Below are 15880 nucleotides of genomic sequence, written 5' to 3'. Positions count from 1 at the left end.
ATCCGCAGATTGGCGTTCTTACAGGCTGACTTTTTTGCAACCCGCAACACAACGCGAATGTACTATGCACCGCCGCGCCTGTCTGTCAGCGGCGGCAACTCCAGGCTGCTGCGGAAATCCGCGCCGCGATAATCTTCATCCAGCAGCTGCCGCTTGCGCAGTTCGGGCAGCAGGCCGTTAAGCAGCAGGTCCTGCTGTTCCGGTTGCCCCAGTCCGTGCAGTGAAATCACATCCAGCACCCCGGCGCGATAACGTTCCTCTATCGCATCCGCCAGTGATTCCGGCGTTCCGGCGACAAACCAGTGTCCGGTTTCTTCAGCGGCAATAATCAGCTGGCGCAGCGTCTGGCCTTCGCGGGCAAAACGGGTGAAAATCTCGGCGCGTCCACGCCGCCGGTTAACACTGGCGAGGTCCGGCAGCCGGTGTGAAGGTATAGCGCCATCGAGCGACAGATCCTGCAGATCGACGTTGCCACCGAGCATATCCGCCAGCCGCAGTCGCCCGCGCTGATAGTCAATGCGCTGGTGCTTCTCTTCCAGCCTGCGCGCCACGTCCGCGGGGCTTTCACCGATGATCGAGTGGAAGGAGTTCATGATTAACGGGGCAGAAGGCCGTTCGAAGCCCAGCGCCCGCTGCCGAACGTCGCTGACAAAGGCCTGCGCGTCGGCAAGGGTTGGCTGCGAAGTGTAAATCACCTCGGCATAGCGCGCGCCCAGCGTAATTCCGGCCTCCGACTGCCCGGCCTGGAACTGCACCGGCCGCCCCTGCGGTGGCGGCGGCACGTTCAGCGGCCCGGCCACCTGGAAGAAATCGCCGAGGTAGTTCGCCGGATGCAGTCTGGTGTGATCGATCTTCGCGCCGCCGCTGGCCAGCCGGCTGACGGCGGCCGGATCGTTGGCGTCGAAAAGCGCGTTGATCACTTCAATAAATTCGGTGGCGCGCGCGTAGCGGCTTTCCGGTGAGGGCAGCTCGCCGCCGCCAAAATTTTCCTCGCCGACCGATGAGGTGACCGCGTTCCACCCTGCCCGCCCGCCGCTAATATGGTCCAGCGTGCCGATCAGTCGGGCAAGATTATAGGGATGCTGAAAGGTCGTGGTGACGGTTGCAATCAGGCCAATCTGCCGCGTCACCTGGCTTAACGCCGCCAGCACCACAATCGGATCCTGGCTACCGGTGATCCCCGCCAGTCCGGCGGGATCGCTCTGAAGCAGATCGGCGGTAAACAGCCCGGTGATTTTCTCGCGCTCGGCTATTTTTGCCAGCGCCACGGCGCGATCGATGCCGTAAGTCACCGGCGTATCGCCCGCGGCATAAATCGCACTGCTTGCCCCCACCAGCGTTTTTAACCGTCTTTTCTCTCCTGCCGCCACCGTCTTCCCCTTATTTTTCACCCTGTTCAGAGGGTTAAAACATAACGGGATGGAATTTTTGCGCCACCAAGAAAAACGAATGTCGATGGGCAAAATTCAGCTAAGGGGGGCTATCCGCGCAGGGATTTTGGCGAGATGCCATATTTTTTACGAAAGGCGACGGAAAAATGCGCCGGGGTGTAGCCCACGCTGTAAGCGGCCGTCGACACGCTCATTTCGCCTTCGGTCAGCATCCGCCACGCGGTGTCCAGCCGCAGATTTTGCAGATACTCAAAGACACTTTCACCAAACTGACGTCGGAAGCCGACCGTCAGCTTACGCGTGTTGAATCCCACGCTCAGCGCCAGCTCGGCCAGCGACGGCGGGTTAACCATGCGCTCCGCCAGCAGCGAGCGCGCCAGATGCAGCTTGTCGATATCGCCGTTCGACAGGCGCAGCGCGCTGCCCTCTGCTGCAGGCCGTGAGATCAGTGAATCCAGCGCATGAGCCATAATTTCCAGTGCTTTACCGGAAAGGAAAAGTGCTCTGGACAGCCCCTGCATTGGGCAGGTCGCCACCTGGGCATGCAGCGATTTGATGGTAGCGGTCGCCTCCAGCACCAACAGGCGCGGACCGCTGAATCGCCGGAGCTGGAAAGAGTCTTCCAGCTGCTGCTGAAACTGACTGTCGATATGGCTGGCGACGGCGGCGGGCGTCAGGGCAATGGTGGTGTAATCCAGCTGGCGGCCGGGTTCGAAGCGCTGGCGGCTCTCGCCCTCCTGCTGATTCCACACCGCACACACGCAGGGGCCGGTAATATGCTGCCTGCCGGAGCCGGGCAGATCGCACAGCAGCTCCCCGCGATCGACGACGATCAGCTTCAGCCCCGGTACCAGCTGTTCCTGCAGCCATTCGTCTTTCTCAGGCCGCAGCGAACCGCTGCTCATGGCAATGGTGCCGTCAAACATGGCGTGGCTGGCAGGTAGAGGAAGCGCGCTACCGGAGGCGCTGTCGCTGAACTTGTTCATGGCACTGTCCGTTAATTTGGGCGGGTTTTCACCGGGCGTGGCAATCACCTAATGAAATCGATTCTCATTCTCACATTACCAGCCTCACCGCGTGCCGTCCACCTCAAGACGAAAGTCTTTTTTTGGTAACCTTATAATTAACATGCCTTTATTGACCGTCACCGCAATCAGAAATCGAAAGAAATAGTCGCGCCAGCGAAAGCCTCCGGCGTTGCCGAAAATCCCGCGCTGGCGAGAATAGTCAGCGCTTATTTCACAGTAAAAGCCGGGGAGGCTCTGGTGTCTGACCATAACAAACATAAATTTTCAACGATCGCCGCCTGCGTGGCCCTTGCCACGCTCGGTTTGTCAGCGACACTCCGGGCGCAGCAGCCCGCCGAGGAACAAACGCTGACGGTGACCGCCGACGACAGCGCAAAAACGAGCGAAGGCTATGTGGCAAAACAGAGCAGCACCGGCAGCCGCACCAACAGCTCGGTGGTGGCCACGCCGCAGTCGCTAAGCGTGATCGGTCGCGACGAGCTGACCGACCGGAATGTGCAGACCACCACCGAGGCGCTGCGCTACACGCCGGGCGTCTTTACCTCAACGACGGCGATCAACTCACGCTTTGACTACTTCAGCATCCGCGGCTTTGATGCCACGCTGAACGGTTCGCTGCTGGACGGCCTGCGTTCGACCACCGCGCAATCGTACGTTCGCTACCAGCCGTACGGTATGGAAAGTATCGATGTGCTGCGCGGCCCGGCGGGCTTTATGTACGGCAGTGGTTCGCCCGGCGGCGTGGTGAATGCCGTCAGCAAGCGCCCGACCGAAGAGGCACGCCACGAAGTGGGCGTTCAGGTTGGCAATCACGGCCGCTATCAGGGGCAGTTTGACGTTTCCGGCCCGCTGACCGACGACAAAACCGTGTTGTATCGCGTTGTTGGCGTCGGCCGCGACAGCAATACGCAGTTTAACAACGTGCCGGACGACACGATGTATCTGGCACCGTCGCTGACCTGGCAACCCAACACCGATACGTCGCTGACGCTGCTCTCCTCATTCAGCCGCGACACCTTCGGCCCGCCGCGCAGCTACACGCCGATCAACGGTACGCTGCTGAGCAACCCCAACGGTAAAATCCCGCGTAACCAGTATCTCGACGGCAGCAATCTCGATAATCACATTACCCAGTTCAACGTCGGCTACGAGCTGGATCACCGCTTCGATAACATCTGGTCGGCGCACTCCGCCGCACGCTACAGCTATACCGATCTGCTGACCCAGACCTATTCCGGCGCCGGCCTGGCGGCGGATATGCGCACGCTGAAACGTAACGCCTATGAGTTTGGCATTGTCGGTAAAATTCTGGCGACGGATAACAACCTTAAGGCCGAGTGGGATGCCGGCCCGGTGCGCGGCACATCCGTGGTGGGCGTGTCCTATCGCCGCACCGGTGAGGATTACTACCTGAACTACGGCGCCGCGCCGTCGATTGATATCTACAACCCGACCTACGGCGGCCGCTTCACCACGCCGGCAACCACGTTTAGCAGCACCTACCAGACCGCCGATGAAACCGGGGTTTATCTGGGCAATACGCTGGCGCTGGCCGAACGGCTGATGCTCGACCTCTCCGCCCGCGAAGACTGGGCGTCGGTCCACACCGCTAACCGGGTGAGCAGTGCCAGCACCGATCAGAACGATCATCACTTCACCTGGCGCGCCGGGCTGACGTGGCTGACCGATGTTGGCGTAGCGCCGTACGTCAGCTACACCACCTCGTTCGCGCCGGTACTGGGTACGAACCTTTACGGCGAAAGCTATAAACCGACCACCGGCAGGCAGATTGAAACCGGGGTGAAATACCAGCCGGAAAGCTTCGACGGCCTGTTTACCCTGGCCTGGTTCGATCTGGAGCAGAACAACGTTTCCACGACCGATCCCGATAATGCACTGAACACCGTTCAGACCGGACAGGTGACCTCGAAAGGTATCGAGGCATCCGGCAGCGCGACTATCACCCCGGCGTTTAAAGTCATTGCCAGCTATACGTGGAACGATCTGGAAACCACCAAAACCAATACCGCCAGCGCACTGGGTAAAACTCCGACCGGCCTGCCGGAGCAGATGGCGTCGGTATGGGGTGACTACAGCATTCAGCAGGGCCCGCTGGCCAGCCTCGGCATTGGCGCGGGCGTGCGCTACGTCGGCAAAACCTGGGCGGATTCCACTAACACGATCCGCGTACCGTCCTACACCGTGGTGGACGCGGCCGTGCATTACGATCTCGGCCAGCTGAACAGCTCGCTGAAGGGCGTCAGCGCGGCGGTCAACGTCAACAACCTGTTCGATAAAGACTACTACTCAACCTGCTCTTCCACCTCGTGCAATCAGGGTACCGATCGCACCATCGTGGGCAGCGTCAGCTACCGCTGGTAAGGATAAAAAATGATGATGTTACTTCGGGCAGGCTCCCCTGCCCGCAGTACGTGGAACGCCCTGTTTAACGTACTGCTGACGGTTTGCCTGCTGGCAGCCGCCGCGATCACCCTTTCCGCCCGCGCCGCTGAGAACAGCAGCGTGACGGTGACCGATATGCTTAACCGCACCGTGACGCTGCCCGCGCCGGCGAAGCGCATCGTGCTGGCCGAAAGCCGCCACATCATGACGCTGGCGCTGCTGGATAAAGACCCGCTCTCCAGCGTCGTCGCCTGGGGCACCGATCTGCAGCGCTACTCGCCCGCTACCTGGCAGGCGCTGAAGCAGCGCTTCCCGCAGGCGGCATCGATCCCGGAAATCGGCGATCTGAACAGCGGCACGTTCTCGATGGAGGCGGCCATTGCGGCAAAACCGGACCTGGTGGTGTTTACCCTTTATGGTCCGATCCCGGATGGCCTGAGCAAGCTGGATGCGGCACATGTGCCCTATGTCTTTGTTGATTTCTTCCGCCATCCGCTGACCAAAACCGTGCCGAGCATGCGCATGCTGGGCAAACTGACCGGTCATGAACAGCAGGCCGAGGCGTTTATCGCCTTCTACCAGCAGCATATGGACGACGTCGCGAAGCGCGTGGCGAAAGAGCCCACGCGGCCTACGGTGTTCTTCCACCTCAATCCCGGCGGTGAAGAGTGCTGCTTTACCTCCGGCAAGGGCAACATGAGTGATTTTATTGCCGTCGCGGGGGGCGAAAACCTCGGCGTGAAAACGCTGAATCAGGCGATCGGCCGACTGAATCTGGAATACGTGCTGGCGCAAAAGCCGGACTTCTACCTGGCCGGCGGCGGCTCCAGCGTCAGCCGTAAGGGGCTGAACGTCGGGCCTGGCGTTTCTGCGGCGGAGAGCGCCCGTTCGCTGAAAGCGATTGTCTCGAATCCTTCGCTGGCCAGCCTGTCGGCTATCCGCAACCATCAGGGCGCGGGGATCTGGCTGTTCTTCTTCGACAACCCGCTGTTCTTTATCGGCGTGGAGGAGATGGCGAAAATGCTGCATCCGGCAGCTTTTGCCGACGTCGATCCGGCGAAAACCTTCGATGAACTTAACCAGCGCTTCCTCGCCTTCCCGCTGCAGGGCTCATTCTGGACCACGCTGAACGGCCAGGAGTAAACAATGCAAAAGCCAGTTGCCGGTCTGACTGGCCCTTTACTGCCTCAGCTGCTGCTCAATGGGATGATTCATCTGCTGGTCATCGCCTGCTATGGCGCTCAGGCGTGGCTGACCGCCGATGCGCTTTGCCTGCTGATGCAGCAGGGGCTGGACGCCGACATCACCCCGCCGCTGGTGATGATGGCGGCCATCATTCTGCTGCGGGCGCTGCTGCTGTGGCTGAGTGAGTACACCGCGCAGCACATCGCCCAGGTCTGTAAGGTTCACCTGCGGAAAAGGCTGCTGAACCAGCTGGTGCGCTTTGGCCCAGGGCTCACGCTGCTGCATCGCGCCAGCGATATCCAGGGCACGGTGAATGGCGGCGTGGAGGCACTGGAAGGCTATTACAGCCGCTATCTCCCCGCCCTGTTCAGCGCGCTGTTCGGCTGTAGCCTGATCGTCCTGACGCTGGCCGCCGTCGACTGGCCGTCTGCCCTGCTGCTGGCCTTTTTCACCCTTGCCTTTCCCCTGCTCGACGGGCTGTGGATGCGCTGGCAGATGCCGAAAGCCAGCGGCGTGTTCACCGCCATGGAGGCCTTTGCCGCCACGTTGCTGGATGCGCTTCAGGGCCTGCTGACGCTGAAGGCTTTCGGTGCGGCAGCGGCCTGGCGGGAACGGCTCGCGGCGCACGCGTCCGACCTGCGTCAGGCATCCATGGCGACGCTGAAGGTGATCCTGATGCGCAGCGGCATCACCCGACTGGTCAGCCTGAGCGGCATCGCGCTGGTGCTGGCATTCAACGCCTGGCGGGTGGTGCATCACGATTTGCTGCCGTTTGTGCTGCTGCTGACGCTGTTTCTCAGCCGGGAGGCGTTTCGCCCGCTGGTCCGGCTGGAAAACGCCTTCCACACCGCCTGGGCGGCGGGTGGCGCAATCGGTGCGATAAACGATCTGCTTTCGCTAACCGCCCCGGTTGCCGATCCCGCTGAACCGCAGGCAAAACCGCAGCGCCATGATATCCGCATCAACCGCCTCAGCTTTCGCTATCCGCAGGGGGATCTGGCGCTGTCGGACGTGTCGCTGACCGTTGACGAAGGCCAGTTTGTAGCGCTGGTTGGCCCCTCCGGCGCGGGTAAATCGACCCTCGTCACTCTGTTGCTGCGCTGCTTTGATGCCGAACAGGGCACCATCCGTATCGGCGGCGTTGATATCCGGCGGCTGCAGCTGCACCGTCTGCGCGAACTGATCGGCGTGGTGTCGCAGGAGGTATTTCTGTTCCACGGTACGCTGGCTGACAATCTGCGTATCGCCAGGCCGGATGCCAGCGATGATGAGCTGGCCGAGGCGGCTGAGGCCGCCCAACTGAGCGAGTTTATCGCCGGGCTGCCGCTCGGCATGGCGACGCCGGTTGGTGAACGCGGCGCAAACCTCTCCGGCGGGCAGCGCCAGCGGGTGGCTATCGCCCGGGCCTTACTGAAAGATGCGCCGATTCTCATTCTGGATGAGGCCACCTCCAGCCTGGATGCCGCCAGCGAGCGGGCGCTGCGCGAAGCGCTGGCCGTGCTGCGCAGGCACCGTACCACGATCGCCATCGCCCACCGGTTGGAAACCATTCAGGATGCCGACCGCATTCTGGTCTTCGACCGCGGCGAGCTGGTGGAACAGGGTAATCATTATCAGTTAAGCACGGCCGGTGGCCGCTATGCGCGGCTGATGGCGGCACAGGGGAAAGCACCATGAAACCGCACACCCACGGCGGACTCGCCGGACTGCTGCGCATGATGCGCGGCCGATATCGACTGCTGGCGATGGCGGTGTTCTCCGGCGTGCTGGCCCAGAGCGGCACGCTGGCCTGCATGGCAATCGGCGCCTGGATCGTCGGCATCGCCCTGGCCGGGGAAGCGGCCTTACTGCCGGTCGCCTGCGGCTGGCTGGCCCTGCTGGTGCTGTTGACTGCCGCCGCCCGCTGGTGGCAGGCGTGGGTGTCCCACGATCTGGCCTTCGCGCTGATCGAGAAGCTGCAAATGGCGATTTTCGACGGGCTGGAGCGTTCCGCACCTGGGACCGCCGATGGCCAGCGGTTAGGGGATCTGGCAAGCGTTGCCACCGCCGATGCCGAACTGATGGAGCGCTTTTATGCCCACACGCTGGCGGATTACACCGGCGCGATTGTGGTACCGCTGGCGGTACTGATCGCACTATGGCAATTCGACCCTCTGCTGGCAGGCGTACTGCTGCCGTTTCTGCTGCTGGTGGCCACTGTGCCGGTCTGGCTGGCGCGTCGTGCGGCTTTACAGGGCCAGCAGGTGAAGACCGAACAGGGACAGCTGAATGCCGATACCGTGGAGTTTATCCACGGCCAGCGTGAACTGGCGGCGTTTGGTCAGGCAAGGGGCTACGTGCAGCGGTTGATACAGCGCACCCAAAGCCTGGGCAGGATGCAGCAGCGCTACGGCTCCCGCAGCGGGCTGGAATTTGCGGCGGTGGATGCGTTAAGCGCGGGGGCGGTGCTGGCGCTGATCGCCGCCACCAGCACGCTGCTGCACGCGGGCAGCCTCTCACCGCTGTGGCTACCGCTGGTACTGGTGCTCGGCGTGGGCGCGCTGCTGCCGATTGTCGATGTGACGCAGACCGCCAGCCAGCTCGGTGAGCTGCGGGCCGGTGCGGCCAGGATTATGCGAATTATCGATTATTCCGCACGGGTGAATGATAGCGGCCATGCAGCGTTGCCCGACCGCCATAATCTGGCCTTCTCCGCGGTGCGGTTCGGCTATGCCGCGCAGCGCCCGGTGCTGCGGGGGCTGTCGGCGACAATTGGCCCCGGAGAAATCGTGGCGCTGGCGGGCCGTTCCGGCGCGGGTAAAAGCACCCTCACCCACCTGCTGCTGCGCTTTTACGAGGTGGAAAGCGGTGCAATCACCGTTGGCGGTGTTGATATCCGCTCCCTGCCGCTGGCCGCCCTGCACCAGCTTATCAGCTGGGTGCCGCAGGAGGTGTATCTGTTTAACGGCTCCGTTGCCGACAATATTCGCCTGGGTGGCCCCGATGCCAGCCCGCAGCAGATCGAAGAGGTAGCGAAGATGGCGCAGGCGCACGATTTTATCAGCGCCCTGCCCGACGGCTACCACAGCGCATGCGGTGAAAACGGCAACCGCTTTTCCGGCGGCCAGCGGCAGCGTATCGCCATTGCGCGCGCGCTGCTGACCGGCGCACCCGTTTTGATCCTCGACGAGGCTTCCGCCAGCCTGGATAACGAGAACGAACGGGCGTTTCATCAGGCGCTTTTCAGCCTGCGGCACAAACGCACCATCCTGCTGATCGCTCATCGCCCGGCCACCCTGCGCCATGCAGACCGGATATTGCTGCTGGAAAACGGGGAGATCGCGGAGAGCGGAAGCCATGATGCACTGATGGCGACAGGCGGGAAATACGCCGCGCTGATAAAAAAGGTTGCCGCTGACTGACCCGCACAGGCATCATGCTGCCCTCAGTCGCGGCGTGCCCGGTGCGTCGTTTGTCGTCTTGCCGAAGATCCACCATGACCAATCGCTTTTTTCCGACCGCCGTCGGGCTGTATCTGAATTATCTGGTTCACGGTATGGGCGTGCTGCTGATCACCCTGAACATGCCGCACCTTGAACAGCAGTGGCACACCGACGCCGCGGGCGTTTCGGTGGTGATTGCCTCGCTGGGCTTTGGCCGCCTGATGGTGCTGTTTGTTTCCGGTATGCTTTCCGACAGATTCGGCCGTAAGCCGTTTATTCTGCTGGGCATTCTCTGCTATCTGGGCTTCTTCTTCGGCATCGTTTCGGCGCAAAGCGTGCTCACTGCCTTTGCCTGCGGACTGCTGGCCGGGGTCGCCAACAGCTTTCTGGATGCCGGTACCTACCCGGCGCTGATGGAGGGTTTTCCCCGCTCGCCGGGTACGGCCACGATTCTGATCAAAGCCTTTGTGTCGGCGGGCCAGTTCCTGCTGCCGTTTATTATTTACGGGCTGATGCTGAGCCACAGCTGGTTTGGCTGGTCGTTTATGGTCGCCGCCGCCATTATGTTGATTAACGGGATCTGCCTGCTCCGGCGGCCGTTCCCCGCCCACCAGCCGCCGCAGCCGGCCACCCCCGACGGCAAAAGCCTGATGCTGGAGGATAAGCGGGCGCTGACGGATATTATCTGCTTCACCCTGTTTGGCTATCTCTCGATGGCGACCTTCTACCTGGTCAGCCAGTGGCTGGCGCAGTACGCGGAGTTTGTGATTTTGATGCCCTACGCCGCGTCAATTCAGCTGCTCAGCGTCTATACCCTCGGGTCACTGAGCGGCGTGTTTATCACCGCGCTGCTGGTCAACCGGCTGGTGAACTCGCTGCTTCTGCTGCGGATTTATACCTTCATTTCCCTGCTGGCGCTGCTGTCGATCAGTCTCTACCCCAGCGCGCGGGTCATTGCGCTGTTCGCCTTTGTCATCGGCTTTTCGGCGGCGGGCGGCGTGGTGCAGTTGGGGCTGACGGTGATGGCGATGAAGTTCCCACAGGCCAAGGGCAAAGCCACCGGGATTTACTACAGCGCGGGCAGTCTGGCCACCTTCACCATTCCGCTGATCACCGCCCGCCTGTCGCAGCACAGCATTGCCAGTATCATGTGGTTTGACGTTGGTATGGCCGGCGCGGGATTTGCGCTGACGCTGCTAATCGGCGGGCGACGAAAGAAACGAGCCGGCCATCAGGAACATGAGACAACTTTTATCACGCAGCCCATTCAACGTCAGCAGCGCTAAGCCCGGCGTCAAATGCGTTAACGGTTCTGTTTGTCAGCTTCTTCGCTCGCCCCTCCATCTTAACCGCGTGGTTTCCAATGCAAAAAAAGAGGCGAAGATAACTTCGCCTCTTTTCGGTCAGTTTGGCACTAATAGCGATTAGCGCACAATCAGCCCTAACAGGATACCGACCGCACCAAAGTCAGAGTCGCTGAAGGTGGTGTTGGCCAGCCCGATGCTGCCCAGAACCGGCAGCAGGAACACCGGGATAAAGGTGATCAGCAGGCCGTTGGTGAAGGCACCAAGGATCGCGCCGCGGCGGCCACCGGTGGCGTTACCGAACACGCCCGCGGCGGCACCCACGAAGAAGTGCGGCACCACGCCCGGAATAATCACCGTCATGTTCAGCGCATACAGCAGGAACATACCCAGTACACCGGCCACGAAGCTGCTGAGGAAGCCAACCAGCACCGCGTTTGGCGCATAAGGGAACACCACCGGGCAGTCGAGCGCCGGTTTGGCGTTCGGGACCAGTTTGTCGGAGATCCCTTTAAACGCCGGAACGATCTCGGCAATCACCATACGCACGCCCTGCAGGACGATATATACGCCGGCGGCGAAGGTAATCGACTGCATCAGGGAGAACATGAACCAGTTTTTACCCCCGGCGTTCATCTCTTTCACCGCCGACGGACCGGCCACCAGACAGGTGAAAATAAAGATAAAGAACATGGTGAAGGCAATCGCAACCGGGGTGTCGCGCAGGAACAGCAGGCTTTTCGGGACCTGCATGTCCTCGGTGGACTTCTCTTTATTACCGAACTTGCTGCCGATAAACGCGGACAGCAGCTGGGAGATTGAGGAGAAGTGGCCGAAAGCAACATCGTCCGAACCGGTGACTTTTTTCATGTACGGATGAATAATCGCCGGGAAGAACACCATCGAAATGCCTACCACCAGCGAACCGACCGCAATCAGGCTGGCACCGCGCATTCCGGCGGTAGACAGGATCACCGCGACCATCATCGACATAAACAGCGTGTGGTGACCGGTCAGGAAGATATATTTCCACGGGGTAAAGCGGGCAATCGCGATGTTAATCACCATGGCGAAGAACATAATCATCGCCATCTCGGTACCGAAGCTTTTCTGCGCCACGGCCACAATCGCTTCGTTATTCGGCACCACGCCCGGAATACCGAAGGCATGATGGAAGATCGCCGCAAAGTCACCCAGCGAAGAAACAATCAGCCCGGCACCGGCGCCGAGGATCAGGAAGCCCATCACGGTTTTCACCGTTCCCTTGATCACTTCAGTTGCGGGTTTTTTCTGTGCAACTAAACCAATCAGCGCAATCAGGCCAACCAGTATCGACGGCTCGGAGAGCACGTCACTCATTAAGAAACGGAAGAATTCCATTTTGGCTCCTGATTATAACGCGCCGAGTTCCGACAGCGCGGCAGAGATACGCTCTTTCATCGCCGCTTTGTCTACCATGTTTTGCAGAGAAACGATTTTGCCGCCCACCTGCTGTGCAACCAGCTGCTCAGCAATATCGCTGGTACCGACGAAGATATCGCTGGCGGTGCCTTTTGCCGAACCCAGGTCCACGTGATCGACTTCCGCCGCAACGCCCAGATCTTTCACAATATTTTTAATGCTCATTTCCATCATCAGGCTGGTGCCCAGGCCATTGCCGCATACCACGGTAATTTTCATTTGTTGTTCCTCTGGTCGTTTAATAACGTGAAATAATGGATAAAATCTGTTCAACGCTGGTGGCAGCCATCAGCGCGTCGGTATCTTCAGGCGTGTCAAACAGCCCGGCGAGCGCGGTGATAATGCCGATATGGCTGTTGCTGTCCGTTGCAGCCAGCACAAACAGCAGCTTCACCGGATCATTGCCTTCAGAATCGAAGTTAACGCCTTCCTGCACCAGCGTCAGGCTGATGCCGAGTTTGTTGGCGCCCTCTTCCGGACGGGCGTGCGGCATGGCAATACCAGGGCCAACGACATAGTACGGGCCAATCGCTTCATGCGAACGGTAGATAGCCTCAACATAGCGGGCTTCGATCGTACCGTTGTCACGTAATGGCTGGCAGGACAGCGCAACTGCGTGACGCCAGTCTTCACAGGCTGGTACAATCTGCACTACGTCAGCCGTCAGGAGTTCTTTCAACATTTATCGGTCACCTCTCTCTTTTCGCACGAGCAGAGTAGTGCCGGGCCACCCGGAATAATGTGATAGAGGTCTAAAAAGTTAACGCTAACTGTTACAGATATCAGTAACTGTGATCGGCATATCATTTGCTGGTTAACCAGTTGTTGTCTTTAAACCAGAACGGCACACTGTCCGCAGGGTAAATCATTGCGCGGCAGAGTCGCGTAACAGAGCGTTCAGGAGAACCAGGATGCGAAAGCGTCGTAGTAGTGGTCGCGTAACGCTACAGGATGTTGCCGACTATGTTGGCGTTGGAGTCATGACGGTATCGCGGGTGATGCGCACGCCGGAGCTGGTTTCAGACAAAGTCCGCAGTGAAGTTGAAAAAGCCGCCCGGGCGCTGGGTTATGAAGCCAGCGCGCCCGCCGCCGAGCTAAGCGCCAGCCCGGCGCAGCGCATAACATTACAGGATGTCGCCCGCCACGCCGGGGTCGGACAGATGACCGCCTCGCGTGCGCTGCGCGATCCATCGCAGGTTTCTGAAGCCTCGCTGAAGAAAGTGGAACAGGCGGTGCGCGAACTGGGCTACGTGCCGAATCAGGCCGCCGCCGCGCTGGCCTCCCAGCAGCTGCATACCGTGGCGTTGCTCTATCCCTTCCAGCACGATCGCGCCAGCACTCGCTTTGTGCAGGCGCTGCAGCACACCCTCAGCAATCAGCCGTTTCAGCTGATCATGGCCTGCCATGAATACCACCAGTACGGCGAAACGCCGCTGGTGGAAAAACTGCTGCAGCACCGCCCTTCCGCGCTGGTGCTGTTTGCCGCCCAGCTATCGCCGAAAACCTGCGAGATGCTGGAATCGTCTGAAGTGGTGACGGTCAACGTCTGCGGAGCCGGGCAGTTTTCCGCCGATCTGACGCTGAATATTGCCTTCAGCGACGCCGCCGAACGGCTGACCCGCACGCTGCTGGAAAAAGGCTATCGCCGCATTGCCTTTATCGGCGCGCAGACCGATAACCGCCTGCATAAGCAGCAGCTGAACGGCTGGCACAGAGCGATGCTGGCGCACTATCAGAACGCCGACCTGATGATCACCGTGCCGGATGCGCCAAGCCTGCAGTTTGGCCGCTTTGCGCTCGGTCAGCTGCTGCAAAACCAGCCGGATCTGGACGCCATCATCTGCAGCCACGAAGAGATCGCCATCGGCGTGCTGGCCGAATGCCAGCGGCGGCTGCTGAAGGTGCCTTACGATATGGCGGTCGCCTGCCTGGACGGCTCGACCGACTGCGATCACACCTTCCCGGCGCTGACCTCGATGCGGCTGAACTATGAAAAGCTCGGCCAGCAGGTAGGACAGCGGCTGATGGCGATGCTCGACGACGCGCCGCAGCCGCTGGAAGAACAGATTAAATTCGCCTTCGAGCCGGGTGACAGCAGCTAAGCGCAATAAATAATTCCGGCATCCCCTCCTTTTGTCGTTATCTTCAGTTAGGCTGTTGGCAATACCGGGAAACGATGTAAGGAGATTGAATGACTTATTCTCAGAACCAGTCGCTGTCGGTAGCCGACGCGCTGGACAAGCTGGAAGCGCAGTACGATGCCGCCGTCGCCGCCCTGCGCGATGCCATCACCGCCTTTATTGCCGACGGCAGCCTGCCGGACGCCGCAGCACGCGCCAGCGGGCTGTTTGTTTATCCGCAGCTGCGCGTCAGCTGGGACGGCGTGGCCCCCAGCCAGCGCCTGACCCGCGCCTTTGGCCGCTTTACCCGCGCCGGATGCTACAGCACCACCGTCACCCGCCCGGCGCTGGCGCGCCACTATCTGAGCGAGCAGCTGGAGCTGCTGAGCAGCGAATACAGCGTATCCATTGAGGTTCTGCCGTCGCAGCAGGAGATCCCCTTCCCTTACGTGATTGACGGTTCCGGCCTGGCGCTGGACCGCAGCATGAGCGCGGGCATTGCCCAGCACTTCCCGACCACCGAGCTGTCGCAGATTGGCGATGAAAACGCCGACGGCCTGCTGGCCGAGGGCGAAACCTTCCCGCTGTCGCACTTCGACGCGCTGCGCACCGACTTTTCGCTGGCACGCCTGCGCCACTACACCGGCACGCCGGTAGAAGATTTCCAGCCCTACGTACTGTTTACCAACTACACCCGCTATGTGGATGAGTTCGTGCTGTGGGCCTGCGAGCAGATTGCCGATCCCGATTCGCCGTATCAGGCGCTGTCCTGCGCAGGCGGCATCACCATCACCCACGATACGCAGCATCCGGAGCAGACGGTCACCGACCTGGCGTGGAAGAAACACCAGATGCCGGCCTGGCACCTGATCGCCAAAAACGGCCAGGGGATCACCCTGGTGAATATCGGCGTGGGTCCGTCGAATGCTAAAACCATCTGCGATCACCTGGCGGTGCTGCGCCCGCATGCCTGGCTGATGATTGGCCACTGCGGCGGGCTGCGTGAAAGCCAGACCATCGGCGATTACGTGCTGGCGCACGCCTATCTGCGTGACGATCACGTGCTGGACGCGGTGCTGCCGCCGGATATCCCGATCCCGAGCATCGCCGAAGTGCAGCGCGCGCTGTATGACGCCACCAAGCTGGTCAGCGGCATGCCGGGCGAAGAGGTCAAGCAGCGGCTGCGCACCGGTACGGTGGTCACCACCGACGATCGCAACTGGGAGTTGCGCTATTCGGCCTCCGCGCTGCGCTTTAACCTCAGCCGCGCGGTGGCGGTGGATATGGAGAGCGCGACCATCGCCGCGCAGGGTTATCGCTTCCGCGTCCCGTACGGCACGTTACTGTGCGTTTCCGATAAGCCGCTGCACGGCGAGATCAAGCTGCCGGGCCAGGCGAACCGCTTCTATGAAGGGGCGATATCCGAGCATCTGCAAATTGGCATTCGCGCCATCGACCTGCTGCGTGCCGAGGGCGATCGCCTGCACTCACGCAAGCTGCGCACCTTTAACGAACCGCCGTTCCGCTAAGCGTTAGCCGGGCGTCCGTCGGGTACAGTTGAAGGCC

12 protein-coding genes are annotated in these 15880 nt (G+C 60.9%); 7 read left to right on the top strand and 5 right to left on the bottom strand.

Annotation, left to right across the window (positions count from 1 at the left end):
• Positions 1-62: 62 nt before the first annotated feature.
• Both EC836_RS00180 and EC836_RS00175 read right to left on the bottom strand, forming a co-directional pair.
• Positions 63-1370, bottom strand: coding sequence for an NtaA/DmoA family FMN-dependent monooxygenase (locus tag EC836_RS00180; protein ID WP_123328950.1), 1308 nt, complete (start codon positions 1368-1370; stop codon positions 63-65).
• Positions 1371-1480: 110 nt separating this feature from the next.
• Positions 1481-2377: an AraC family transcriptional regulator gene (locus tag EC836_RS00175; protein ID WP_123328948.1), complete on the bottom strand. Its 897-nt coding sequence runs from the start codon at positions 2375-2377 to the stop codon at positions 1481-1483.
• Between the two features lie 279 nt (positions 2378-2656).
• On the opposite strand from EC836_RS00175, the gene EC836_RS00170 reads away from it, so the two are divergent.
• The 5 genes from EC836_RS00170 to EC836_RS00150 all read left to right on the top strand — a co-directional run bounded on the left by EC836_RS00170 (position 2657) and on the right by EC836_RS00150 (position 10715).
• Entirely contained in the window at positions 2657-4801 is a 2145-nt protein-coding gene (locus tag EC836_RS00170) for a TonB-dependent siderophore receptor (protein WP_199734981.1), read from the top strand.
• Positions 4802-4810: 9 nt separating this feature from the next.
• The gene (locus EC836_RS00165; protein ID WP_123328944.1) at positions 4811-5965 is read left to right on the top strand and encodes an ABC transporter substrate-binding protein; all 1155 of its coding nucleotides are present in this window, start codon (positions 4811-4813) and stop codon (positions 5963-5965) included.
• 3 nt (positions 5966-5968) lie between these two features.
• Entirely contained in the window at positions 5969-7684 is a 1716-nt protein-coding gene (locus tag EC836_RS00160; RefSeq protein WP_123328942.1) for an ABC transporter ATP-binding protein, read from the top strand.
• Entirely contained in the window at positions 7681-9408 is a 1728-nt protein-coding gene (locus tag EC836_RS00155; RefSeq protein ID WP_123328940.1) for an ABC transporter ATP-binding protein, read from the top strand. The genes EC836_RS00160 and EC836_RS00155 overlap by 4 nt, the downstream gene beginning before the upstream one ends.
• 74 nt (positions 9409-9482) lie before the next feature.
• Entirely contained in the window at positions 9483-10715 is a 1233-nt protein-coding gene (locus EC836_RS00150) for an MFS transporter (protein ID WP_123328938.1), read from the top strand.
• 138 nt (positions 10716-10853) lie between these two features.
• Here the strand turns inward: EC836_RS00150 and EC836_RS00145 are convergent, their stop codons facing one another.
• Genes EC836_RS00145 through EC836_RS00135 form a run of 3 tightly spaced genes read right to left on the bottom strand, consistent with a single transcriptional unit; the run spans position 10854 to position 12876 of the window.
• The gene (locus tag EC836_RS00145; protein ID WP_123328936.1) at positions 10854-12113 is read right to left on the bottom strand and encodes a PTS ascorbate transporter subunit IIC; all 1260 of its coding nucleotides are present in this window, start codon (positions 12111-12113) and stop codon (positions 10854-10856) included.
• 12 nt (positions 12114-12125) lie between these two features.
• A complete protein-coding gene (locus tag EC836_RS00140) occupies positions 12126-12413 on the bottom strand; it encodes a PTS sugar transporter subunit IIB (protein WP_123328933.1) in 288 nt (95 codons plus the stop codon).
• A 19-nt stretch (positions 12414-12432) separates the two neighbouring features.
• Entirely contained in the window at positions 12433-12876 is a 444-nt protein-coding gene (locus EC836_RS00135) for a PTS sugar transporter subunit IIA (RefSeq protein ID WP_123328931.1), read from the bottom strand.
• A 229-nt stretch (positions 12877-13105) separates the two neighbouring features.
• Here EC836_RS00135 and EC836_RS00130 point away from each other — a divergent pair, with 229 nt between their 5' ends.
• Together EC836_RS00130 and EC836_RS00125 are read left to right on the top strand one after the other, a co-directional pair.
• Positions 13106-14296, top strand: coding sequence for a LacI family DNA-binding transcriptional regulator (locus EC836_RS00130; RefSeq protein ID WP_123328929.1), 1191 nt, complete (start codon positions 13106-13108; stop codon positions 14294-14296).
• A gap of 89 nt (positions 14297-14385) precedes the next feature.
• Entirely contained in the window at positions 14386-15843 is a 1458-nt protein-coding gene (locus EC836_RS00125; RefSeq protein WP_123328927.1) for an AMP nucleosidase, read from the top strand.
• Positions 15844-15880: the final 37 nt, after the last annotated feature.

The organism is Erwinia sp. JUb26 (assembly GCF_003751505.1).
GTDB lineage: Bacteria > Pseudomonadota > Gammaproteobacteria > Enterobacterales > Enterobacteriaceae > Erwinia.
This window is presented reverse-complemented; position numbering and strand designations above follow the sequence as displayed.